General features: G+C 63.4%; 18 protein-coding genes. 4 read left to right on the forward strand and 14 right to left on the reverse strand.

Going from position 1 to position 25,051, the window contains the following annotated elements:
* Positions 1–361: 361 nt before the first annotated feature.
* Positions 362–1,570: an MFS transporter gene (locus JC616_RS12480; RefSeq protein WP_166451425.1), complete on the reverse strand. Its 1,209-nt coding sequence runs from the start codon at positions 1,568–1,570 to the stop codon at positions 362–364.
* Between the two features lie 267 nt (positions 1,571–1,837).
* On the reverse strand, positions 1,838–3,292 hold the full coding sequence (locus tag JC616_RS12485) for an aminoacyl-histidine dipeptidase (protein WP_227103309.1): 1,455 nt from the start codon (positions 3,290–3,292) through the stop codon (positions 1,838–1,840).
* Positions 3,293–3,628: 336 nt separating this feature from the next.
* On the opposite strand from JC616_RS12485, the gene bluB reads away from it, so the two are divergent.
* The 3 genes from bluB to trpC all read left to right on the forward strand — a co-directional run bounded on the left by bluB (position 3,629) and on the right by trpC (position 5,701).
* Positions 3,629–4,270 carry a 5,6-dimethylbenzimidazole synthase gene (gene bluB / locus JC616_RS12490; protein WP_227103314.1) on the forward strand — a complete coding sequence of 214 codons (642 nt, stop codon included), beginning with the start codon at positions 3,629–3,631 and terminating at the stop codon, positions 4,268–4,270.
* 32 nt (positions 4,271–4,302) lie between these two features.
* Complete coding sequence (locus JC616_RS12495) at positions 4,303–4,815, forward strand: prolyl-tRNA synthetase associated domain-containing protein (RefSeq protein ID WP_227103316.1); 513 nt, start codon at positions 4,303–4,305, stop codon at positions 4,813–4,815.
* A gap of 79 nt (positions 4,816–4,894) precedes the next feature.
* Positions 4,895–5,701 (forward strand): indole-3-glycerol phosphate synthase TrpC, encoded by an 807-nt coding sequence (gene trpC, locus JC616_RS12500; RefSeq protein ID WP_227103318.1) that lies wholly within the window; start codon positions 4,895–4,897, stop codon positions 5,699–5,701.
* An 11-nt stretch (positions 5,702–5,712) separates the two neighbouring features.
* On the opposite strand, the gene JC616_RS12505 is transcribed toward trpC, so the two are convergent.
* The 3 genes from JC616_RS12505 to JC616_RS12515 form a co-directional block, all read right to left on the reverse strand.
* Positions 5,713–6,624, reverse strand: a complete 912-nt coding sequence (locus tag JC616_RS12505) for a lipase secretion chaperone (RefSeq protein ID WP_227103320.1) — start codon at positions 6,622–6,624, stop codon at positions 5,713–5,715.
* The gene (locus JC616_RS12510) at positions 6,624–7,553 is read right to left on the reverse strand and encodes an esterase/lipase family protein (RefSeq protein ID WP_227103322.1); all 930 of its coding nucleotides are present in this window, start codon (positions 7,551–7,553) and stop codon (positions 6,624–6,626) included. Before JC616_RS12510 ends, JC616_RS12505 begins: the two co-directional genes overlap by 1 nt.
* 297 nt (positions 7,554–7,850) lie before the next feature.
* Positions 7,851–10,046, reverse strand: coding sequence for a patatin-like phospholipase family protein (locus JC616_RS12515; protein WP_227103324.1), 2,196 nt, complete (start codon positions 10,044–10,046; stop codon positions 7,851–7,853).
* Between the two features lie 251 nt (positions 10,047–10,297).
* On the opposite strand from JC616_RS12515, the gene JC616_RS12520 reads away from it, so the two are divergent.
* Entirely contained in the window at positions 10,298–11,731 is a 1,434-nt protein-coding gene (locus JC616_RS12520) for a PilZ domain-containing protein (RefSeq protein ID WP_227103326.1), read from the forward strand.
* An 82-nt stretch (positions 11,732–11,813) separates the two neighbouring features.
* On the opposite strand, the gene JC616_RS12525 is transcribed toward JC616_RS12520, so the two are convergent.
* The 9 genes from JC616_RS12525 to JC616_RS12565 form a co-directional block, all read right to left on the reverse strand.
* Positions 11,814–13,016, reverse strand: a complete 1,203-nt coding sequence (locus tag JC616_RS12525; protein WP_227103328.1) for an acetyl-CoA C-acyltransferase — start codon at positions 13,014–13,016, stop codon at positions 11,814–11,816.
* Positions 13,017–13,209: 193 nt separating this feature from the next.
* Positions 13,210–15,585 carry a 3-hydroxyacyl-CoA dehydrogenase/enoyl-CoA hydratase family protein gene (locus JC616_RS12530; protein ID WP_227103330.1) on the reverse strand — a complete coding sequence of 792 codons (2,376 nt, stop codon included), beginning with the start codon at positions 15,583–15,585 and terminating at the stop codon, positions 13,210–13,212.
* A 475-nt stretch (positions 15,586–16,060) separates the two neighbouring features.
* On the reverse strand, positions 16,061–17,560 hold the full coding sequence (locus JC616_RS12535; protein WP_227103332.1) for an OmpP1/FadL family transporter: 1,500 nt from the start codon (positions 17,558–17,560) through the stop codon (positions 16,061–16,063).
* A gap of 185 nt (positions 17,561–17,745) precedes the next feature.
* Positions 17,746–18,123, reverse strand: coding sequence for an acyl-CoA thioesterase (locus tag JC616_RS12540; RefSeq protein WP_019102937.1), 378 nt, complete (start codon positions 18,121–18,123; stop codon positions 17,746–17,748).
* Positions 18,124–18,249: 126 nt separating this feature from the next.
* A complete protein-coding gene (locus JC616_RS12545; protein WP_227103334.1) occupies positions 18,250–20,703 on the reverse strand; it encodes an acyl-CoA dehydrogenase in 2,454 nt (817 codons plus the stop codon).
* Positions 20,704–20,793: 90 nt separating this feature from the next.
* On the reverse strand, positions 20,794–21,441 hold the full coding sequence (locus JC616_RS12550) for a TetR/AcrR family transcriptional regulator (RefSeq protein WP_019102939.1): 648 nt from the start codon (positions 21,439–21,441) through the stop codon (positions 20,794–20,796).
* A gap of 202 nt (positions 21,442–21,643) precedes the next feature.
* Positions 21,644–22,831, reverse strand: coding sequence for an O-succinylhomoserine sulfhydrylase (locus JC616_RS12555; protein ID WP_227103336.1), 1,188 nt, complete (start codon positions 22,829–22,831; stop codon positions 21,644–21,646).
* 270 nt (positions 22,832–23,101) lie between these two features.
* The gene (locus JC616_RS12560; RefSeq protein ID WP_227103338.1) at positions 23,102–23,713 is read right to left on the reverse strand and encodes a M15 family metallopeptidase; all 612 of its coding nucleotides are present in this window, start codon (positions 23,711–23,713) and stop codon (positions 23,102–23,104) included.
* 34 nt (positions 23,714–23,747) lie between these two features.
* Positions 23,748–24,971 (reverse strand): D-amino acid dehydrogenase, encoded by a 1,224-nt coding sequence (locus JC616_RS12565; protein ID WP_227103340.1) that lies wholly within the window; start codon positions 24,969–24,971, stop codon positions 23,748–23,750.
* Positions 24,972–25,051: the final 80 nt, after the last annotated feature.

Consider the following 25,051-nt stretch of genomic DNA (forward strand, 5'->3'; position numbering starts at 1 on the left):
GAAGACGCGCCGCCCGGCTTGGCCGCGAGCGCGTCTCTAAACACTCAGTTTCCGCGAGATGAGCCAGGCTCGCAAGCCTTTGTCGCGAGAAAACCCAAGAGACCGGCCCGCGCTTAGAACGTGTTTACGATCTTGCGAGCTAGAGCGAGACAAGGCGAAAACGACGGAGAAAGCGGAGTGCGCCGGCACTCCAAAGACGCTCTCAACACCGTATCGCCGAAACGCCGCGGACCTTGAACCGCTTCCTAGCCAAAGCAGGTCCACACCCGGTTGGCCAGATCCACCACGAAATCCGCGCGCAGATACATCCCGGTCAGCCAGGCCAGCAGCAAGACCGCGCCGATGGAAAACAACCAGGTTCTCACGCGTCCTCCTTGGCGAAACTGGCCGACGGGGTTTCCCGCACCGGCAGATTGGCGGCGGCGGCCAGCAAGCCCAGCGCTATCGCCAGCATCCACACCAGATCGTAGTTGCCGAGCAGATCGTAAAGCGCCCCGCCCAGCCACACCCCCAGGAAGCTGCCCACCTGATGCGAGAAAAACACCGCGCCGGACAACATACCCAAGTGACGCACGCCAAACATGCCGGCGATCACCCCATTGGTCAGCGGCACCGTGGACAGCCACAGAAAGCCCATCGCCGCGGCGAACACCGCCACCGAAACGCCGCTGAGCGGCAGCAGAAGGAAGACCGCGATCACCACGCTGCGCGCCAGGTAAATGAAACTGAGCAGGCCGGGCTTGGACCAGCGGCTGCCCAGTTCGCCAAAAGCCATGGTGCCGAAGATGTTGAACAGGCCGATCAAGGCCAGCGCCAGGCTGGCGACGCCGCCGCCCAGGCCGTGGTCGCGCAGATAGGCCGGCAGATGCACGCCGATGAACACCACCTGGAAGCCGCAGACGAAATAACCGGCCATCAAGAGGCGGAAGCCGCGCTCCGCCCAGGCGGCGGCGAAGGTATCGGCCATGCTGCGCAACAAATGCGCGCTCGCAGCGCTTTGCGCCGGCCGGTCCTCGCGCGCCAGCCAGCCGGACAAGGGCAGCATCAAGGCCGCGCAGCCGGCCAGAATCAGCAAGGCCGGCAACCAGCCCAGGCCGTCGATCAAGCCCTGCTCCACCGGAATCATCGCGAACTGGCCGAAAGAGCCCGCCGCCGCGACGATGCCCATCGCCCGCGAGCGATAGGCCGGCGGCACGCTGCGCGCCACCACGCCGAAAATCACGCTGTAGGTGACACAGGACAAGGCCAGGCCGAGCAACACGCCGGCCGACAGAGAAAACAGCAAGGGCGTGCCGGACACCGTCATCAAAGCCAGGCCGGCGACGTAAAGCAAGGCCCCGCCCAGCAACACCTTGCCGGAGCCGTGCCTATCCGCCAGCGCGCCGGCGAAGGGCTGCGCCAGGCCCCAGACCAGGTTTTGCAGGCCCAGCGCGAAGGCGAAGGCTTCCCGGCTCCAGCCGAAGGCCTGAGTCATGGGCGGCATGAAAAAGCCGAAGCCATGGCGTATGCCCATGGCCAGCGACACGATCAGGCCGCCGGTCAGCAATAATCGCTTGATGGAATCGTTCATCGCTTGTCTCCATGCGGAAAGATGAGCCTGTTCAAAATCTCGCGCACCAGGGCGAGGCAAGGCCTTGCGGCTGAAAAAGCGATGAGCGGGTTTTCAACGCCCCTTTACCATCCGTCTCGCGCTACGCAGCGGACTTTGAACAAGGACTAACAGCGGCGCGGCTGTCGTGATCAGTTGTGATCATAGGGCAAAACCAGGACGGCAAAAACAAAACCGGCCAGCGCTGGCGCCGGCCGGTGTTCGCGTCAAACCGTCGAGGACCGCGATTTAGCGCGCGGGCACCGCGGCCAGCACCGCCTTCAGCAAATGCCAGGCCTTGCCCACCGACTCCACTTCCACGCGCTCGCCCGGCGCGTGCGCGCCGCGGATATTGGGGCCGAAGGACACCATGTCCATGCCCGGATACTTGGAGCCCAGGATGCCGCACTCCAGGCCGGCGTGGATCACCTGCACCTGGGCCTCGCCGCCGAACTCGCTGGCGTAGACTTGCTGGAACAGGGCCAGCAGCTTGGATTGCGGATTAGGCGCCCAGCCCGGGTAGCCGCCTTCCATGTCCACCTGGCAGCCGGCCAGCAGGAACAGGCTTTCCACTTCGCGCGCCAGCATCCAGGTGCCGGAATCCAGCAAGGAGCGCACCATCAGGTTGGCGAACAGCTTGCCGTCCTCCAGCACCACCACGCCCAGATTGTTGGAGGTTTCCACCACGCCCTCGACGCGCTGGCTCATGCGCTTGACGCCATGCGGCGCCGCGTGCAGCGCGGCGAAGATGGCGCCTTGGTCGGCGCGCGCCAGTACCTTGTCCAGCTCAATCCGCTCCTGCACCACGGTGACGCCTTCGTCGACGCCGGCCAGTTCGAAACGCAGCAGGCTTTGGAAGGCGTCCAGCTTGGCCGCCACCTTGGCCGCGTCGGCGGCCGGGAAGGCCACTGCGGCGAAAGCCTCGCGCGACAAGGCGTTGCGCGCGGTGCCGCCCTTGAACGAGGCCACGCGCAGATCGGTTTCCGCTTCCAGTTCGCGAATCAGGCGGATCAGAATCTTGTTGGCGTTGCCGCGTCCCAGGTGGATGTCGGCGCCGGAATGGCCGCCGCGCAGCCCCTTGATCACCAGGCTGGCGGCCTGGTAGCCGGCGGGCAGCGTCTCGCTCGCGTAGCCGCGGCTGACATTGACGTCCACGCCGCCGGCGCAGCCCATATAGAACTCGCCCCACTCCTCGGTATCGATATTGATCAGGTACTGGCCTTGCAGCAGGCCGGTGCCCAGACCCAGCGCGCCGCCCATGCCGGCTTCCTCGTCCAGCGTCAAGAGCACCTCGATCGGACCGTGCGGCACCTCCTCGCTATTGAGCACCGCCATGCCCAGCGCCACGCCTATGCCGTTGTCGGCGCCCAGCGTGGTGTTTTCCGCCACCAGCCAGCCGTCTTGCAGCGTCGGGCGGATCGGGTCTTTGAAGAAGTCGTGCTCAGTGCCGGTGTTGGCCTGGCACACCATGTCCAGATGGCCTTGCAGCACCACGCCGACGCGGTTTTCGTAGCCCGGGGTCGCCGGCTTGCGAATAATCAGGTTGCCCACCTCGTCCACCACGGTGTCCAGGCCGCGCAGTTCCGCCCAGCCTTTCAGGTAGTCGCGCAATTGCTGCTCATGCTTGGACGGACGCGGGATTTCACACAGGGTCTGGAAGTGCTCCCAGACGACTTTGGGTTCTAGTTCTGCAATTCGGGTCACGGAAAGTCCTCTAAATCATCAAGATGCGATAGCGGTTCGGGCTATGGCCGAACGCGCCGCGCCAGGCGCGGCGACGTTGGAATTCAGACTGTCCACTTTATCACGCCCGCATGCGCCGCGTCATGTGGGAAACTCATGCCAAAAGCGTCTAATCCGCTGAATCGCTTGACCGAAGTCATGAGTCCGCCTGCAAGCGCCGCCATGCTATTTGCCAGCTGTGACAAAGCCGCTATCCTCCGACACTGAATAATCCCCACATCTGTTTGTCAGAGCCTGTTCAAAGGCTGGCGGGCTGGAGCGCCGCAGACTTGAACAGCATCTAAAGAAAGGCCCGCCATGCACCGTTACCCCGATCAAGACATCGCCGCCATTTACCGGGTGATAGAGCAGCGGCGCGATATGCGCCATTTTCTGCCGGACCCGGTGGACCCGGCGCTGCTGCGCCGCCTCTTGGAAGCCGCCCACCACGCGCCCAGCGTCGGCTATATGCAGCCGTGGCGCTTCATCCGCATCGCGGACCGCGGCCTGCGCGAAAAAATAGGCGCGCTGGTGGACGCGGAGCGCTTGCGCACCGCGGATCAACTGGGAGAGCGCCAGGCGGAATTCCTTCGCCTGAAAGTGGAAGGCATCCGCGACTGCGGCGAGGTGCTGGTGGCCGCCCTGATGGACGGCCGCGAACGCCATGTGTTCGGCCGCCGCACCTTGCCGGAGATGGATCTGGCCTCGGTGGCCTGCGCCATCCAGAACCTGTGGCTGGCGGCGCGCGCCGAAGGCCTGGGCATGGGCTGGGTGTCCCTGTTCGACCCCGTCGCGCTCTCCGCGCTGCTGGGCATGCCGGAAGGCGCCAAGCCCATCGCCGTGCTCTGCCTCGGCCATGTCGCCGAGTTCTACGCCCAACCGATGCTGGAGCAGGAAAAGTGGGCCAGCCGCCAGCCGCTGGAGCAACTGGTGTTCGAAGACCGCTGGCGCGACCATTGAGCTGCCGGCCGGCGCCATGCTAGCCTGAGACGATGGAACACGCTCTGTACGACTTTCTCGATCAGCACCAGATCCGCCATCAGCGCTTCGACCACCCGCCGGTCTACACCTGCGAAGAAGCCGCGCGCCTGACGCCGGGCCTGCCCGGCGCGGAATGCAAAAACCTGTTTCTGTGCGACGCCAAGGGCCGCCAGCACGTGTTGCTGGCGGTGCCGGCCGACGCCGGCGTCGACATCAAGGCCCTGGGCGAGCAACTGGAGCTCAAAGGCCTGCGCTTCGCCTCGCCGGAGCGCCTGCAGCGCTATCTGGGCCTGACCCCGGGCGCGGTGACGCTATTGGCCGCCTTCAACGACCGCGACCGCCAGGTCGCCATCGTCGTCGATCAGGACTTGAGCCACCGGGACGCCATCCTCTGCCACCCCCTGGTCAATACCAGCACGCTGGCGCTGCCGATGGCTGAGCTGATGCGCTTCCTGGACCTGACCGGCCACGCGCCGCGCATCGTCGAGGTGCCGCGCCGGCAGAAGCAAGCCAGCCGGCCCTGAGCGCCGCGGCTTGTCAAGGCCACGGCAGTTCCTGCATGATGGTCGTTTCTTTCGATTCGCCCGGATTGCAGACCCAAGCATGTCAGACATACTCAACACCATCATCGCCACCAAGCGTGAAGAAATCGCCGCCGCCTTGCGCCAGCAATCGCTGAGCGCGGTCCGCGCCGCCGCGGAAGCGCGCAGCGGCGATCGTCGCGATTTTGTCGCCGCGCTGCGCGCCAAACACGCGCTGGGCCAAGCCGCGGTCATCGCCGAGATCAAAAAAGCCAGCCCGAGCAAGGGCGTGATCCGCGAGGACTTCCGTCCGGCCGACATCGCCGCCAGCTACGCCGAACACGGCGCGGCCTGCCTGTCGGTGCTGACCGACCGCCAGTATTTCCAGGGCGACGCCGCCTATCTGCAGGCCGCCCGCGCCGCCTGCCGGCTGCCGGTGCTGCGCAAGGACTTCATCGTCGACCCCTACCAGGTATACGAAGCCCGCGCGATGGGGGCCGATTGTATTCTGCTGATCGCCGCCGCGCTGGAACTGCCGCTGATGCGCGAACTGGAGGCCTTGGCAATGGAACTGGGCATGGCGGTGCTGGCCGAGGTGCACGACGCCGAGGAACTGGAACAGGCGCTGCAACTCCAAACCGAGCTGATCGGCGTCAACAACCGCAATCTGCGCAGCTTCGAAGTCAGCCTGGCCACCACGCTGAAGCTGCTGCCGCAAATCGAGAACGGCCGCATCGCCATCACCGAAAGCGGCATCGCCACCGTCGACGACGTGAGGCTGATGCGCAGCCACGAGGTGCACACCTTCCTGGTGGGCGAAGCCTTCATGCGCGAAAAAGAGCCGGGAGAAGGACTCTCCCGGCTGTTTCGAAACCCGACGGACCGCTAAAACATTGCCGGCTATTGCGGCGGGAGGAAAGCGTCCAGCCGCAATTGCTCCTGCGCATTGAAGCGTTGCACGCGCAAGGCGGTCAGCGCCTGCTGTCTTTGCGCGGCGTCCAGACCGGGCGCCGCCCGCAAGCGCTGCGCCTCCCGTCGGTAGCCGTCTATGCGCGCCTGCCACTGAGCCTGTTCGCGGTCCAGCTGCGACAAACGGTCGGCGGCGGCCTGCCCCACTATGCCGGCGCGCAAGGCGTACAACTCCTGCTCGCCGCCGCCCTTCTTCCTCAGAGCCGCCTCCGCCTCCGCCAGCGCCAGATGCTTGACCGGCTCCTGCCGCGCCGCGCGCAGCTCGGCCGGCAAAGCCGCCTCCAAGGCCTTGAGCCTAGCCGCCTTCTGCTCCGCGCTCAAACCGGCGTCGGCGGCGATGCGCAGCCGCTGGACGGTGAAGTCGTCGTAGACGTCCTCATCGCCAAACAAGCCCGCCACCTCGCTTGCGGACAAGAATTGCAGACGCAGCGCCCTCATCCGCTGCAAACCCTCGGCCGCGTTCCCCGCCGCCAGCTTGGTCTCGCTCAAGGCTCGCCGATAAGCGACGTAACGGTCGAACAAGGCCAAAGCCTGCCCCAAGGCCGCGGCGCCCAATTGCGATTGCAAGGCCTGCTGCACCGCCTTGCGCACCGCCGGCAAGTCCCGCTCCCCCAGCGTCGCCAACTGGTAATCGAACAAGCGCCGCAGCTCCGCGTCCACTCTCAGCGCCCCGCTCGCCTCCACGCGCGCTTGGCCATCCGCCTGGGTGCCGCGCAAGGACGGCGCCGCCGCCGGCGCGGCGACTCCGGTTTGCGCCGCCGCGTCGTCAGCTCCGGACACGCACAGCCAGCCCAGCGCGGCCAGCAGCAGCGCGCAGCCCCACCCCATCCAGGCCCGCAACATCACAGGCCCGTGTTCTTCAGGCGATTGGCCTGCTGCCGGTACAAGCTCACCGGGCTGACCTCGAACAGGCTGACCAGACCAAAGCTCTGATTGATCTCGTTGACGTGGTTCATCCGGTAGTTATCGCGGATCACCTGACCCAGATGCGCGGAGCAGGCGCTGACCAGGCCATCGGTGGGCGTGGAGCCGAAGGCCAGACCCAGCACGCCCATCGGCACCGACAGCGGATCCAGCACATTGGTGACGGTGGCCGAACCGGTCCATGAATAGTAGCGGATGCCGTTGACCTGATAATCGCCCTCGCCGCAAGCGCTGGTCGGCACCCCTTGCGGGAATTTGGCGCTGAAGGCGGAGGCTCCCGCCGTGGTCAGGGAATCCAACGCGCCCACCGGATATTGCGGCTGCCCGGTGGTGCCGGCGAAGAACTGCATTACCGCGGTCAAGGCCTTGGCCACCGCGGACGCCACCGCCTCGGACACCGATCCCGGAGGCGCGACGCCGCGCACGATGTCGGCCACCGCCGACCCCTTGTTGACCCCGCCCACCGAAGTGACCGAAGCCACCAGGTCCGGCCGCACCCCGGCCACGTAGCGCGCCGTGGGCGCGCCCTGGCTATGGCCGATCAGATTGACCTTGGCGGCGCCGGTGATGGCGATGATTTTTTGCACCTGCTGCAGCAACTGCTCGCCGCGCGCCTCATTGCTGTTCAGCGCAGACACCTCGGCCACGAACACCTGCGCGCCGTCGGCGCGCAAGGCCGCCGGCACTTGATAAAAATAATCCACTCCCAACAACTGACCGAAACCGAACAAGCCATGCACCAGCACGATGGGGTAGCGCGTCTGGGTATAGCCGCTGGCGGCGTGGGCGGCGGACAGGGGCAACAGCAGGCCCAGGCACAGCAATGCTCCGTGTAACAACTTCTTCATGGTGTTTCTCCTCTAGTTGATCAATGCGGGCTGAGTAATTGCTCTTATTTGCATGCCCAAGATTGGTAATAGGAGAAAGCGGCCCAAAACACCAGAATTATTCAAACGTTTGTATTTTTACGTCACATATCAACAACAGAAAATACAAGAACTTAAAATTCAACCGTCCGAAAGATCGATAAGCGTGGGCTGGAGCGGCCGTTCGCCCCCACCAGGCCAAGAAAAACAAAACGCTATATGGCGGCTGCCATATAGCGTTTTTAGTTTGATGAGCCTCAGTCCAAAGCCACAATCGACTCAGTAGTCGGACCCCAGATACAGATAGGCGGTGGGTTTGCCGCCCTTGGCGGTGCCAACGCCAAGGAAGAACGGCCCGATGATGGTGTCCGCGGCGAGGAAGACCGATCCGGCGGGAATCCAGTTAGTATCGTGCGACGAGAGGTCTTCAGCTCGCACTCGGCCCCAAATCTTGCCCAGCTCCATCGAGATACCGGCGTAAACGCCGGAGCCAATCGCCGACGGCAGGCTGGACGCTCGCCAATACAGCATCGAGCGGAAAAGGGACGAGCGATCGCCAATCAGTTCGGAGTCCTGATAACCGCTCAGATTCAAGAAACCGCCCAGCGATCTGGGCAAGGTCTGGGCATCCTCTCTGTCGTCGAGATTCAAAGCGCCCTTGTTCTTGGCGGTCAAGCGCATCGTCACACTGCCCAGAGTCTTGACATACTCCATGGTCGTATCGTAGTTGGTCAGATTGACATCGCTGCCCCAGGACGGAATGCTCTTGGTCAACCGGCCACTGAAGAAGTAGCCAGAGCGCGGCCAGCGCGGATTGTCGAACTGATCCACCACCAGGCTGGTGCCCACCCCGGTATCCCGAAAGTTTGACGGCACCAAGCCAGGAAACCAAGATACCCGCGAGCCGAAGTGATTATCGTCCCGGTACGCGCCAATCCGCCACTCGCCGTAACGCCCCAAGGCCACTCCGCCATCCAGACGCACGCTGCCCACATCATTGTTCCACTCCGTATTCAACGAATGGTCAGCGTTATAAATCGACAAAAAATCCTGTCGATACCCAAAGGACGCCGCGCCGAACACCGGGCTGCCCTCGTACAGCGGCTGGTACCACTCGGTCTTGAACAGCTTGTTCTGGCCGATGGACACATCGTTGCGCCAGGCGCCGCCGGCGCTATTGGCGTTGCGCCATTCATGCGAAGCCAAAAAGTTGAAATTGCTCTCGCCCGGCGTCGCGCTGCTCAGATTCAGGCCGAAGCGCAGAAAGTTCGGACCTATGCTGCGCTCCAGCGGCGACACCGTCATCACATTGCGGCCGGACACACTGTCCACGCGGTAGGTCAGCCGGTCGTAGTCGCCGCCGGCGAACACGCCGCGCAGACGGGTCTGAGCGCTGCTGACCGGCTCCACCACCGAGGAGAAAGCCAGCGATTTGGCCAGTTGCTCCGGCTTGGTGAACTGGCCGGGCTTGCCTTCCACCTGAATCTTGTCGATCAAGGGGAAGTGCGGCCGCTCCAAGCGGCGCTTCCACGCCGCGTACTCTTCTTCCGACACCGAATAGGCCGACAGCTGCTTGGCCAGAGCCTTGGCCGCCTCCTCGCCGCGCTGGGTGATTGCCTGGTGTTCGCTGAAAGAGGCCGCGGTATAGCCGCTCAAATCCGGCTTGATCACCAGATCGCGCTTATCCAGCTTCCGCAACTGCTCCTTGGCGTTGCGGCTGACCATCAGATTGGAAGTCTGCGCCACCACATCGAACAGGCTGTTGATCTCTTTCGCCTTCATCAGCGGCGTGGACACGTCGACGACGATCACCCGATCGGCGCAGCGGCCTTTGACATCCTGAATCGGCAGATTGCGCGCCAGGCCGCCGTCCACCAGCAGGCGGCCATCGTCGTCTTCTATCAGATCGAACAAGCCCGGCACCGCCATGCTGGCGCGCAGCGCGCGCGCCAGCGAGCCCTGCGCGAACACCACCGGTTCGCCGGTGGCCAGATCGGTGGCCACCGCGCGAAACGGGATCGGCAACTGATCAAAACTGCCCACCACGCGATCACGCGTCAGCTTGTGGATGTACAGCTCGATTTCCTGCGAATTGATCGCGCTGCGCGGCACTTTCAGACCGTCCTTCTTCAAGCCGAAGGTAACGTCCAGATAGTTCTTGTAATCGTCGCGCTTGCGATCGTAGGGCACGTCCGCCCGCGTCGGCTTGCCGGAGAGCAAGGCGTCCCAATCGGCGGCGTCGAACTCGTGCTCCATCTGCGCCAAAGGCAAGCCATTTGCATAAATACCACCAATCAAGGCGCCGGCGCTGGTCCCCGCGATACAGGCGATGGGAATCCGCAAACGCTCCAGTTCCTTCAGCACCCCCAGGTGGGCGAAACCGCGCGCGCCGCCGCCGCCCAGCACCAAACCCACGCCTTGCGGCGGATACGCGCCAAGCTCTTCCCCGTTGCCCGCCCAGGTCGTTTGCGACAAAACCCCGAGCAACAGCAGCGATGTCAGCCGCTGTCGCCGATTCCAGCGATTGTTATTTGTAAGCATATGGGTAAATAATGAGAATTACCGTTTCACCCACGCCTGCGCGTGGCGTAAGATATAGCGATATGCCAATGAAAACATAATTTCCTATAAAGCCGGGCTAAATGTTTGACTTCAAATCACTAGTCAGTTCCCTACTGAACAAAAACACGACTGCCTCCGAAGTGGCGCAGTCTGCAACGCTATTAGTGCGCGACCTGCCTGAAACCGAGTATTTCGGCGCCTTGGTGGAAATCATCAAAGCCGTCGCCAAAATCAATACCGACACCGATATCTCGCTGAAAGAGCGCGTCAAGACCCTGGTCTACGTCGACGACAAGGCCAACAACATCCATCGCCAGCTGTGCCGGGACTATTTGCAGTCCAAAGGCGGCAGCAAAGGCTATCTGCCCACCATCCTCGCCTACTGGCACGAGCTGTCCTCCGCCTACCAGATCTGCCTGAGACTGTACAAAAGCCACCCCAACGCGGTGCCGGAAGACGAAATCCGCATCGTCACCATCCGCGGCCTGCATCACCAGATGCGGCTGATCGCCTGGAACTCCCTGCGCTATCTGAAGCCGGAAGGCGCCGCCTGGCAAAACGGGTTCCGCTTTTTCAGCCAGGCGGAGGAAAGCGGTTTTTCCCGGCACCCGATCAAGCTTTATCTGAACAGCCCGGACGAATTCAGCTGTGAACAACTGCTGATCCAAGCCGGCATGCTCTTCCTGGCGCAGACCGACAATATGCTGCACAAGGAGATCATCGCGGTAGACCAGTTGCTGATGATGCTGAGCCAGAGCATTCCGCTGGACAAACAGCCGCCGGTGGAAGAGCCCATCTTCGTCTACAACCTGTCGATGCCCGAACCGCCGCAAGCCATGCTGCGCGGCATGGCCGGCAAATGGCACCGCTACTGGTCCGCTTACGAGATCACCAGCCGCCTGGCAGATCTGATGTTCGATCTGGACAGACGGATCCCTCCCGCCCTGGCGGCCATGGACGGCGGGCTGGAGCGCGAGGAATGGGCCATTCTATGCGAAAAACTGGCCATTCGCTGGTCTACCGACGGCGGCAAATCGCTGCGCAAGTCGGAGCGCTCGCTGCACGCGTCCAACGCCCACGTCAGCATAGGCTTCGAACGCGTCGCCTATCAGGTCAAGGTTCAGGACGTGCCGACGCAGGATCCCGAGCGCGCCAGCGATTGGCGCATCAACGACATCAGTTCCACCGGCATGGGCCTCACCTTCATCGGCAAGGCGGTGGAGCAGCTGGCCATCGGCCGCGTCATCCTGGTCAAAGCGGACAATCACCCGCAGCTGCTGGGCGTGATCCGCCGCATCCTGCGCCAAAGCAACGGCACCAAGGTGGGCATAGAAATCCTCGGGCAAAACCCCGTCGGCGTATCGCTGCTGGACCCCGAGCACTCGGAATCCCCGCCCTCCACCGCCATCTACATCACCCAGCCCAACTCCCGCAAAGGCCAGCGCTACTTCCTGATGCCCAAGGCCCTGACGCTGCCGGACAAGCAATTGGTGCTGGCGGCGCAAGGCAAGTCCTATCAGATTCGCCTCAAAACGCCACAGCACGAATACGAGGACTGCAGCCACAGCGACTTCGACACGCTGTCCAAGGTGGACTAAGCCCCGCCCTCCGCCGCGCGGCGGGCAATAAAAAACCGGCTCGCCATGGCGAGCCGGTTTTTTTACGCGAGAACCGTCCCGCTTACAAGACTTCGATGATGCCGGCGGCGCCCATGCCGGTGCCGATGCACATGGTCACCATGCCGTAGCCCTTCTGGCCGGCGTCGCGCATGCCGTGCACCAGGGTGGCGGTGCGGATGGCGCCGGTGGCGCCCAGCGGGTGACCCAGAGCGATGGCGCCGCCATGCGGGTTGACCTTGGAGGCATCCAGCTCCAGATCGCGGATCACCGCCAAAGCCTGAGCCGCAAACGCCTCGTTCAGTTCGATCCACTTCAGATCGTCCTGCTTCAGGCCCGCCTGGCTCAACGCGGCCGGGATCGCCTCTTTCGGACCAATGCCCATGATTTCCGGCGGCACGCCCTTGACCGCGAAAGTGACGTAGCGGCCCAGCGGAGTCAGATTGAACTCCTTGAGCACGCGCTCGGACACCAGAATCACCGCGCCGGCGCCGTCGGACATCTGCGAGGAATTGCCGGCGGTGACCGAACCCTTGGCGTCGAACACCGTTTTCAGCTTGGCCAGGCCTTCCAGCGTGGTCTCGCGACGCGGGCCTTCGTCGGTGTCCAGCACGCGGGTCTTGACCGCCACTTCGCCGGTTTCCAGATTGGGCGTGCGGTAGGTCGCCTCCAGCGGCGTGATCTCGCTCTTGAACTTGCCGCCGTCGATCGCGGCCAGCGCGCGGCGGTGCGATTCCACCGCGAACGCGTCCTGGTCTTCGCGCGACACGCCCCACTGCTGCGCCACTTTTTCGGCGGTCAGGCCCATGCCGTAAGCGATGCCGTAGTTTTCATCCTTGGCGAAGATTTCCGGGTTCAGCGACACCTTGTTGCCCATCATAGGCACCAGCGACATCGACTCGGCGCCCGCGGCGATCACCACGTCGGCCTCGCCCAGGCGGATACGGTCGGCGGCCATCTGCACCGCGTTGATGCCCGACGAGCAGTAACGGTTGATGGTGATGCCGCCCACGGTATTGGGCAGGCCGGCCAGCAACACGCCGATACGCGCCATGTTCAGACCCTGTTCCGCTTCCGGGAAGGCGCAGCCCACAACGCAGTCGGAAATCAGCTTCGGATCCAGATTAGGCACCTGGGCCAGCGCGCCGGTGATCACGTGCGCCAGCATATCGTCCGGACGCACATGACGCATCATGCCGCGCGGCGCCTTGCCCACCGGCGTGCGGGTGACGGCGACGATGTAAGCTTCTTGTACTTGTTTGCTCATTTTGATTCTCCTGTCGGCGGCCTGACCCGCGCTCCGGCGATCAGGCTGCCTTTCATCTGGCTATTGGCCGTGCTTGCGGGAGGATTCGTCGCGAGCGGGCCGAGATCGAAGCGAGAAGCGCAGCCGTACATGCGGTACGGCGAGCATCGCAGCATTCGATATCGGCGCGCGCAGCAGAATCACCCCCAAGCACTTAGTTGCGCAGCGGCTTGCCGGTGGTCAACATATTGGCGATGCGATCCTGGGTCTTGGAGTTCTTCAGCAAGGTCATGAAGGCCTTGCGCTCCAGATCCAGAATCCACTGCTCATTGACCAGGGTGCCGGCCTCGACGTCGCCGCCGGTCATCACGTCGGCGATCAGGCCGGCGATGAAGAAGTCATGCTTGGAAATGAAGTTGCCTTCCAGCATGTTCACCAACTGGCCCTTGATGGACGCGGCGCCGCTGCGGCCGGCCACCGGGAAGCCCTTGACCTTGAGCGGCGGACGGTAGCCGGCCTCGGCCAGCGCGATCGCCTGCTGTTTGGCCACGTGCAACAGCTCGTAAGCGTTGAACACCACCGGGTCGCCGTTGCGGAAGAAACCGATTTCCTGCGCTTCGAAGCCGCTGGTGGCCACTTTGGCGGTGGCGATGGCCATGAAGTAGTCCTTCAGCGCGGCCAGCACGTCGCCGCGCGCCTCCTGAGCGGCGCGCAGGGCGAATTCTTTGCAGCCGCCGCCGCCCGGCAGCAGGCCGACGCCCACTTCCACCAGACCGACATAGGATTCCAGCGCCGCCACGGTCTTGTCGCAGTGCATCGCGAATTCGCAGCCGCCGCCGAACACATAGCCCTGGGTCGCCGCCACCGTCGGCACCTGGCAATAGCGCAGGCGCATCGAGGTTTCCTGGAAGCGGCGCACCGTCGCGTCGATCGCGTCCCAATCGCCCATCATGAAGGCCGGCATCATAGACTGCAGATCGGCGCCGACGGAGAACGGCTCCTCGGTCTGCCAGATCACCAGGCCCTTGAAGCGGTCTTCAGCGATGTCGATGGCCTTGTTCAGACCCTCGATCACGGCCGGGCCGATTGTATGCGCCTTGGACTTGAACGACACCACCAACACTTCGTCGCCAGTAGTGAAGGCGCGCATGCCCTCGTTTTCGAACACGGTTTCGCCCAGCGGCGCCGCCGCCTCGCCCAGCACCTTGGCCGGCGCCAGCTGACGCTGGTACACGTCCAGCGTGGAGCGGCCCACCAGCTTGTTGCCGGCCGGATCGTAAGAGCCTTCGGCGAAGTGCACGCCGGCACGGTCGCCCTGCAGCACCCAGGCCGGCAGCGCGGCGGCGCTCAGCGCCTTGCCGGCTTTCACGTCCTCGTCCAGCCACTTGGCCACTTGCTGCCAGCCGGCGGCCTGCCAGGTTTCAAACGGACCCACGCTCCAGCCGAAGCCCCAGCGGATGGCGAAGTCGACGTCGCGCGCGCTATTGGCGATATCGGCCAGATGGTGGGAAATGTAATGGAACACATCGCGGAAACATGCCCACAGGAATTGCGCCTGCGGATGGCTGCTCTCGCGCAGTTTCTGGAATTTTTCTGCCGGATTGGCGATCTTCAGGATTTCCTTGACCGCGTCGTCGCCCTTCTCGCCGGAGCCAACGTACTCGCCCTTGGCCGGGTCCAGCACCAACATGCGCTTGCCGTCTTTCTTATAGATGCCGGCCTTGGTCTTGGCGCCCAGCGCGCCGGCGGCGATCAGCTTCTGCATCCATTCCGGAGTCTGGAACAGGCCGTGCCACGGGTCTTGCGGCAGGGTGTCCTGCATGGTTTTGACCACGTGGGCGAAAGTGTCCAGGCCCACCACGTCGGCGGTGCGGAAGGTGGCCGATTTAGGGCGGCCCAGACGCGGACCGGTCAGGTCGTCCACCACGTCGAAGCGGATGCCGAACTTGTCGGCGTTGGCGATGGTGGCCAGCATCGAGAATACGCCGATGCGGTTGGCGACGAAGTTGGGGGTGTCCTTGGCGCGAACCACGCCCTTGCCCAGACTGGACACCAGGAAGCGCTCCAGATTATCCAGGATGTGCGCGTCCGAGGTCAGGCAGGGAATGATTTCCACCAGATGCATATAGCGCGGCGGATTGAAAAAGTGCACGCCGCAGAAACGCGGGCGTACATTATCCGGGCAGCTTTGCGCCAGCGTGTTGATCGACAGGCCGGACGTATTGGTGGCGAAAATGGTGTGTTCGCCCAGATGCGGCGCCACTTTGTGGTACAGATCCGCTTTCCAGTCCATGCGCTCGGCGATGGCTTCGATCACCAGGTCGCAATCCTTCAAGAGGTGCAGGTGGTCGTCGTAGTTGGCCGGCTGAATGTGGTTGACGGCATCCTTATTGGCCAAGGGAGCCGGCTTCTGCTTTTTCAAGCCTTCCAGCGCCTTGAGCACGATGCCGTTCTTGTCGCCTTCCTTGGCGGGCAAGTCGAACAGGATGGTCGGAACTTTGGCATTCACCAGATGGGCGGCGATTTGAGCCCCCATCACGCCAGCGCCTAACACGGCTACCTTGCGTACGTTGAACTTGGTTTGAGACATGGTTTCCTCGTTTTGTTGAAACACAACATGAGACAGGCCCCTCTCGCCTGCTCAGCCTGCCTCAAGGACGGGCGTTGTTCGTCCTTGCGCTGAGTCGGCGGCGCGCCGCCGCTGCAGCCGGCACAACTCGGCCGGCCGGGAGAATGATTATGATGAAGCCCGGCCCGCCCGGAAGCCTGGCGAGAGATGGTTTTCCCACCGCCGCGGACATCCGTCAATCTACTGAAAAACCGCGCCGGCAGCCACTATCGCGGCGGATCAAGCGCAGCTGGAAAAGATCTGCATTGAAAAATATCAAACACTCGCTTTTCTCTCAAATAAGTCTAACCCAATTTGGGCAAAAAAACAGGGGGTTCATGGAAAAATAGAGAGAGAAAACAAGCGGAAAAACCGGCGCGGCGCAAACGCAAAAACCGGGCGAGCGCCACCGCGCCCGCCCGACCCGAAATCCGCGCGCCCAGCGGCGCCGATTCAATTAAAACCGATAGTTGTACTGCAAGCCGATCAGCTGCAGATAGGTCTTGTAGCTGCCTTTGACCGTGCCGCCGTTGCCGGTACACAACTGGCCATTGGACATCTGGCCGCTAGGATTGCAAGTATCCGTGTAATTGACGTTAGCGTTCGTAAAGTTAATGAAGCTATACGCGACGTCGATCGAGCTTTGCTTGTTGATCTTGTAGTTGGCGCCCAGCGACAGCCACAGACGATCGCTATCCGGCAAGGCCGGATGACGGTCGCTATCGGACTGCAACGGCGATTGCTCCCAAGCCACGCCGCCGCGGAACAGCCAGGCATCGCTGTACTGGTAGTTGGCGCCCAAGGACACGCGCCAGGTATCGCGCCAGTTCTGATGAATCACCATATCGCCCTGAGCCACGCCGCCCACCGTGGACTGCTGGATCACAATCTCTTTCATTTGCGAGTTGGCCACCCAGGTCACATCGCCCATCACCGCCCATTTCGGATTCAGCTGATGGAAGAAGTTGGCGGACGCGGTTTCCGGGGTAGTCACATCCACCTTGGCCGTAGCATCCGGGTGCTTGCTCTTGGCCAGCGCACCGGCCCCATTCTGCGGCAGACCAGGAATGGCGTTATTGGTGACATTATTGAATGTCCAAGTGGACGAACCGCTCAAAGATTGCTTGATACTGGAACGGTAGGCCAAACCAAAACGGGTGTTTTCATTCAGCTGGAACATATAGCCGATATTCCAGCCAAAGCCCCAATCATCGCCTTCCACGTGAGCCAGGCCATCCCCATTGACCGCCGCCGCCCCAACCGCGCCGCGCGCCTGAGCCAGAGCCACCGCTTGCGAAGCACCTCCCGCCAACGCTTGTTGGTAAGCCGTCTGGAAAATACGGGCGTTCACACCAGTCGTAGCATCCGCCATCTGATCCAGCGACGCATTCATGTATTGAGCGGAAATACCAAAGCCAAAGGAGTGGCGATCATCCAGCTTGAACGACATCGACGGGTTGATGTTGAAGGACTGCAGATTCACGCTCTTCAGCGCATAACGGCCGGCCCAGTCGAAACCATAATCCAGCTTGGCGCCATAGGGCACGAATATGCCCAAGCCCAGATTGATCTTGTCGTTTACTTTGTGCGACAGATAGAAGTTGGGCGCCGCCACGGCCTTGGGCGCAAAAGAGCCGCCATTGCTGCCGCCAGCCGGTTGGGCAGTCGCGCCAGGAATCAATACAGCCCGAGTGGAACCGTTATCGGTGTACTCGGAATGCGGCACGACCAAGGTCGCGCCACCGGAAAACTGCGTGCCCTCCAGCCGGGACAGACCGGCCGGGTTGGCGAAAATAGTGGAAGGATCGTTGGCCTCGGCGCCGTTGGCATGCGCCGTGCCCTGGCCGGACACGCTCTGCGAACCAAACTGATAACCCGAGGCCACGGCCTGGGTGGACATTAGACCGAATGTTGCGCCCATGACCATCACGGACAGGCTGAGGTGCTTGAGTTTCATGTTCTCCCTCTCTCTTTGGCGTTGCTATAGTGTTCTTAGGTGTTAGATGACCAATAACAAGCACTGGTCATATTTGATGCTACCAGAGAATTAGAGCAATTCCACAAGGTTTTGGAGTGTTTGTTCCAAACAAACGTTTAATGAGACATTTCTGCAACAAGCACGCAAAAAAGCATGGAAATGAGCTAAATATCACCTAAAAGACGCGATTTTCCATCGCAATCCACCGCCACATAGGTGGCCACCACTTCGGTGATCGCCTCGTGCGAGCCATCGATGCGCTCCGCTTCGACGGTGATTTTCAGGGTGATGGATTTCTGGCCTATTCTCAGCCGTTCCACATAAAGGTCCACCACGTCGCCCAGCAGGATGGGCGCGGCGAATTGAAAGGTGTTGACCGCCACCGTGGTCACCGGGCCGCGCGACAGGCGCTCGGCGTCAAGGCTGCCGGCCATGTCGATCTGATTCATCAGCCAACCGGCCTGGACTCGGCCATAAGCGTTGGTGCTGGTTGGCAGCGCGCGCACGCGCAGCGTGGGAATCCGGACTTCAGGGCGGTCCATGCTCACTCCTTTGTTCTTGTTCATCGCTCGATCTTGGCGACTTTTCATCATTTCACGCCAGCGGCCGTCTGCCAGCCGCTGGCGTGAAATGCCGGGACGAATCCCGGCAAATCTTACCCCTTACGCTCAGAAGATCAAGCGTTGCAGCAGCTTATCGTCATGTTGCTCCAGCATCTTGTCGAAATCGTCCACCATGATCACGTCGCGCTTGAGCTTGCGCGCGCGGCTGACGGCGTCGAACTCGGCCTGATTGAGCAAACCGGCCGCCAAGGCTTCCGCCAGGCGCTCGCGCGCGGTCACCGACACGAACTTGCCGTCGCGCGCCAGCTTGCGCAGCTTCTGCTCCAGCGGCTCGGTGGCCAGCACCGCCTCCAGCGCGTGCGCCAGCACGCCCACCGCATCGGTTTCCTCCTTGGGCAGATACATGCCGCGCGTCAGCCGCTCGCGGGTCGCGCCCGGCTCCATCATCGCGCGCGCCACCTGGGTGCCGACGCGGTCGGACGCCGGCTTGAGCGTCAGGCCCCACGGGAAGATCAGCTTGCGCAACACCGCCGCCAGCATGCGGCTGGGCAAGTTGGCCAGGAAGCCGTCCATCGCCTGCTGCACATCGTACAAGGCGTTTTCCACCGACCACTGCAACACCGCCAGGTCTTCCTTGGGCGCGCCGTCGCGCTCGAAGCGCTTCAGGCAGGCGGAGGCGATGTAAAGACCAGACAGCATGTCGCCCAGACGCGCGGACAGCTTCTCGCGGAACTTCAGGCTGCCGCCCAGGCTGAACATCGCCATATCGGACAGCAAGGCGAAGGCGCTGGAGAAACGGGTCAGCCGGCGATAGTAGGCGCCGACTTCGCCGCCGCGCGGCGCGCCGACGAAACGGGCGCCGCTCAGACCCAGCCACAGCGAACGCACCACATTGCTGATCACGAAGTTGATGTGACCGGTGATGGCGGCGTCGAATTCCTTGCCGTCGTCGGTCATCGCCGCCTTCATTTCGCGCAGCACGAAGGGATGGCAGCGGATCGCGCCCTGGCCGTAGATGATCATCGAACGGGTCAGGATGTTGGCGCCTTCCACGGTGATGCCGATCGGAATCGCCTGATAGGCGCGCGCCAGATAGTTGCGCGGTCCCAGCACCACGGCCTTGCCGCCATGGATGTCCATCGCGTCGTTGATGGCTTTGCGCATGCGCTCGGTGTTGTGGTACTTGAGGATGGCGGACAGCACCGACGGCTTCTCGCCGGTATCGAGACCGGTCAAGGCCAGGTCCTGCGAGGCCTCCATCTGATAGGTGTAGCCGCCGATGCGCGCCATCGCCTCGTCCACGCCCTCGAACTTGCCGATGGGCAGACCGAACTGATCGCGGATGCGCGCGTAAGCGCCGGTGACGAAGGTGCTCATCTTGCCGGAAGCCACCGACATCGCCGGCAGGGAAATGCAGCGGCCCACCGACAAGCACTCAACCAGCATGCGCCAGCCCTGGCCGGCGAACTCGCGGCCGCCGATGATCCAGTCCAGCGGAATGAACACATCCTTGCCCCAGGTCGGGCCGTTCATGAAGGCGGCGCCGCCCGGGAAATGGCGACGGCCGATGGCCACGCCCTCGTGTTCGGTGGGCACCAGCGCGCAGGTGATGCCCAGGTCTTCTTTATCGCCCAGCAGATGCTCGGGATCGTACATCTTGAACGCCAGGCCCAGGATGGTGGCCACCGGGGCCAAGGTGATCCAGCGCTTTTCCCAGCTGACGCGCAGGCCCAGCACGTCGTCGAAACGCTCGCCGGTGCGCGGATGGGTGTAGGAACCGCGGCAGACGATGCCGTAGTCGGGAATGCTGCCGGCGTCCGAGCCCGCATAGGGGCTGGTCAGCGCGAAGCAGGGAATCTCCAGACCCTTGGCCAGGCGCGGCAGATAATAATCCTTCTGCTCCTCGGTGCCGTAGTGCTGCAGCAATTCGCCCGGGCCCAGGGAGTTGGGCACCATCACCGATACCGCGGCGGTGCCGCCGCGGGTGGCGATCTTGGTGACCACTTTGGCGTGAGCGTAGTTGGAGAACTCCAGACCGCCGTACTGCTTTTTGACGATCATGCCCAGGAAGCCGTTGTCCTTGATGAATTGCCATACTTCCGGCGGCAGATCCTTCAGCTCGTGGGTGATCTTCCAATCGTCAATCATCGCGCACAGCTGTTCGGTGGGGCCGTCGATGAAGGCCTGTTCTTCCGGCGTCAGCTTGGGATCGGGAAAGGACAGCAGGCGGTTCCAGTCCGGCTTGCCGGAAAACAGGTCGCGATCCCACCAGACCGTGCCGGCGTTGATGGCTTCCTGCTCGGTCTGGGACATCGCCGGCGTGATTTTCTTGAACACGCCGAACACCGGGCCGGTGAACACGGCGCGGCGCAAGGGCGGAAGATTGAGAACGGCGGCGATCACCGCGAAAACAGCCCAGGCCGCCGGCGGCAGCGGGCAATGGAGGACGAACTGGAGCGCGGCTAGCCAGGCGGCCAGCCCCACGGTCCAGGCCAGAACAGGCGCGCGGAAATACGCCAGCGCGCCCAGCAGCACGACCAGAACAACGGCAGATATCATTTTGTTTTACCCTCGTGTTGACCCTTCCATTCCGGCGGCAACAGCAAGGGACGCGGCCTTGGTCGACGCGTCCTGCCCTGCGCTCCGGAATCAGCCTTCCATGGGCGCGACCAGGCCAGCCATGACAAAGGGCACGAGGTATTTGACGATCATGTCCGGATCCCGCGCGCTGACGATCTGACTGCGAGTGAAGATCTTCAGCACATCGTTGCCGGCGAAGGCATTGAACATGACGCTGAACGCAAGATGCATTCTCCAGGCCAACTGCTCCGTGTCCAGCAAGGGCAAGGCGCGCTGAAACGCGCGACTGTAACGCTGGACGAACACGCTGTACTGCTGGGAGATGGTTTCGCGCAACAGGCGGTGGTTCTCCACCAAGGTGCGCGACAACAGGCGCACGAACATCGCCCCGCCGCGCGACGGGTCCTTGGACAGCGACAGGCAGGGCCGTATGAACGACAGCACCAAGCCTTCCACCGACAGTTTCTCCTCCGAGGCCTCCGCCTCCAGCTTGTCCAGTTCCGCCAGGCAGTCCGCTATCAGCGGGGCCAGTCTGCGCATGAACACGGACTCGAACAACGCGTCCTTGGAGCCGAAGTGGTAATTCACCGCGGCCAGGTTTACCTCGGCTTGCTGGGTGATCATGCGCAGCGAGGTCGCTTCGAAACCGTGCTCCACAAACAAGCGTTCTGCAACGTCCAGAATGCGGGTGGCGGTATCGGGGCGGCTTGCTTCCATGTTCTCCAGTGCCTTTTTTGTATTTGCTGGTTTTATGGTCTTGCTCATTTCAGCTTTCGAACAAGCGTTTCAAACTTACGTTTTAATTTGACGAATGTCAAGACATGTCTCGACGGCGCTCGGGCCAAACTCTCAGGGTGGCAACAAAAGCGGCAGTCCGTATTTTAGACTGCCGTTTGAATGAAACACATGTTGAAAGCGATTAGTCAAGGCCGCGCGCCAAATCCCGCTTCAGATCCTCGACATGCTCCAGGCCCACCGCCACCCGCAACAGGCCTTCGACGATGCCGGCCTTGGACCTGGCTTCCGGCGTGATGCGGGCGTGGGTAGTGGACGCGGGATGCGTAATGGTGGACTTGACGTCGCCCAGATTAGCGGTGCGGGAAATCAGCTGGACCCGGTCCACCACGCGCCAGGCTTCGGCCCTGCCCCCCTTGACCACGAAGGACACCACCGCGCCGCCGCCGCTTTGCTGACGCAAGGCCAGTTCATATTGCGGATGGCTGGCCAGCCCTGGATAAAACACCCGCTCCACCGCCGGCTGCGCTTCCAGCCAGCGCGCCAACTCCAGCGCGTTGGCGCTGTGCTTTTCCATCCGCAGATGCAGGGTTTCCATGCCGGAGAGCAGAGCCCAGGCGTTGAACGGCGCCAAGGTGGGGCCGGCGGTGCGCACGTGCAGGTAGATCTGTTCGATCAGCGCGTCGCTGCCCACCACCGCGCCGCCCATCACCCGGCCATGGCCGTCCAGATATTTGGTGGCGGAGTGCATCACCAGGTCCGCGCCCAGTTTCAGCGGCTGCTGCAAGGCCGGGGAACAGAAGCTGTTGTCCACCACCAGCAGGGCCTCATGCTGATGGGCAATAGCCGCGATGGCGGCGATGTCGGCGATTTCCGTCAGAGGATTGGACGGCGTCTCCAGAAACAACAAACGGGTATTGGGCCGCGCCGCGTCGCGCCAGGCTTGCAGGTCGGTGGCGTCGACGAAGGTGGTTTCCACGCCGAACTTGGCCAATAGGCCGGCAAACAGATTGGTGGTGGAACCGAACAGGCTTTGCGAGGACAGGATGTGATCGCCGGCCTTGAGCAAGCTCATCATGATGGCCTGGATCGCCGCCATGCCGGTGGCGGTGGCGATGGCGCGCTCGCCGCCCTCCATCAGCGCCAGCCGCTGCTGAAAGGCCGCGACGGTGGGATTGGTGAAGCGGGAATAGGTGTAGCCGTCCAGTTCGCCCAGGAACATGGCCGCGGCCTGTTCCGCCGAATCGTAGGTGAAGCTGGAAGTCAGATGCAGGCTTTGGCTGTGCTCGCGATAATCGCTGATTTCGCGGCCGCCGCGGATTGCCTGGGTTTCCGGGTGCCAACAGGCTTGTTCGATATTGTCGGATGCCATTGATGTTTCTCTGCGGGTGCTTCTAAGAATTTGTTCACGATCGGCTGCGCGTCATGAGACCTGGCGCGGCGAGTACTGCTTCGAAAGGCTCATGCGCCGTGCGCACACTCCGCTTTCCCAGCCGCAAGGCCTTGTCTCGCCTTGCCTCGCAGGAGCATGAACAGGCGACCAACGGCCATATTGCCTGAAAATCCGCGGTTTGCTAAATGCCTGCCGGGCATAAAGCCGCCGGCCCGGCGGCATTAGCGCCAGCCGGCGACGGCGGCCGGCTCACTCGATCAGCAGCATATGCGCACGCACCCAGTCGCGATCCGCCGCCTCGAAGTGCCACCACTCGGTGGCGATGCCGTTGAAGCCGGCCTGGCTCATGCAATGGCGCAACAGCTGACGGTTGGCCACTTGCGCCTCGCTCAGCCTGCCGGTCCGCAGCAGCTCCGCCTCGCGCTGCGGCTGCGCCCGTTCGGTGAAGTCGTCGAAACCGGTGCCCATGTCCAGCTCGCCCCCGTCGGCATCCTCCACGCTCAGGTCCACCGCCATGCCGAAGCTGTGGATCGAACCGCGCGCCGGGTCGGCGACGTAGATGCGCTGCGGCGTGTCCTTGACGATGTCCCACAGCACCCGCTGCACCCGTCCCGGCCTCAGCGCGTCGAAAACCAGCAAATGGAAGCCGGGACGCAGCCGGCGCAGCTCGCGCGCGGCCATGGCCAGGCCTTCGGCCGCGCGGCGGTGCAATAAGGCCGGCGCCGCCTCGCCGTAAAGGTTTCGCCCCACGAAATTGTTGGCGCAGGCATAGCGCAGGTCCAGTCTCACCCCGTCGATGTCCGCTATCGACAGGTATTCCGGATGCGCCGCCAAGTCCTCCATCCCGATCACCGCTTTCATGCTCGCCTCGCTTCCCTCGTCCATCCCCCGACCCTCACTCCCCCGCCATCTCCCGCGCCAGCCGCTCGGCACTGCCCAGGGCCAAGGTGAAACCCAAGGCGCCGTGTCCCAGATTCAGCCACAGATTGGCCGGTCCGCCGGGCGCGCGGCCTATCATGGGCACCCCGTCCGGCGTGGCCGGCCTCAAGCCGGCCCATTCCGCCGCCTGTTCCAGGCGGCCCGCCCGCGGCCAATCTCGCATCACTTGCCGGCGCAAGCCGGCCACGCGCCGCGGGTCCGGGCTTTCGTCATAGCCAACCAGGTCCGCCGCCGCCGCCACCCGCAGACGGCCGCCTATCGGCGCGTACAAGATCTTGCGCTCGAAATCGGTGACGCTGAGCGCGGGCAAACCCTCACCCGCCGGCATGTCCAGGCTATAGCCCTTCAGCGGGTAGAGCGGCAGCCGCAGGCCCAGTTTGCGCGCCAGCCCCGTGCCGCCGACGCCGGCGGCCAGCACCAGATGGCAGCAAGGCAGAGCGCCTCCAGGCAGCCAAACTTGCCGCACCCGCCCCTGGGCCAGTTCGAAGCCTACGACCTCCTCGCCGAAGCGGAACTCTACGTCCAGACCCTCGTCGCGCATTCTTCGCTGCATGGCCAGGCAGAACAGCCGGCAATCCGCCACCTCCTCGTCCGGGGTATGCACCCCGCCGGCCAGCGGCCCGCTCAAGCCGGCCAAGGCCGGCTCCAGCGCGCGGCAGGCGTCCGCGTCCAGCAAGCGCTGGCACGCGCCCAGCTCGCTCAAGGCCGCCACGCCTTGTCCCGCATGCTCCAGCGCCGCCGCGCCGCGGTACAGCACCAGCTTGCCGTTGCGCCGCCAGGCGAAACCGTCCAGGCCTTCCGCGCGCAGCGCGTCCAACTGCTGGCGGCTGCTTTGCGCCAAACGCCACAATTGGGCGCTGCCAGCGCGGTTGGCCTCGCGGTTGCAGGCGCGGTAGAAGCGCCACAGCCATTGCCACTGGGCCGCGTCCCAACGCGGGCGCAAACGCATCGGCGCGTCCGCGCTCAGCAGCCAGGCCAGCGCCTTGGCCGGCACCCCGGCGTCGGCCAGCGGCGCCACATAGCTGTAGCTTAGCTGGCCGCCGTTGGCGTGGCTGGCGCCGGCCGCCGCTTCGCCGCGCCGTTCCAGCACCGTGACCGGCCAGCCCGCCCGCGCCAGCCGCCACGCGCTGCACAGTCCAATCACGCCGGCGCCCACGATCAGCACCCTCGCTTCGTCCATTCCGCCCCCTCGCAAAGTCCGTCAAACCGCAAAGTCGGCTTTCGACGCCGGGAACCAATCGCCAAGACCTTGGACCGACA

It is taken from the genome of Chromobacterium rhizoryzae, from assembly GCF_020544465.1.
Lineage (GTDB): Bacteria > Pseudomonadota > Gammaproteobacteria > Burkholderiales > Chromobacteriaceae > Chromobacterium.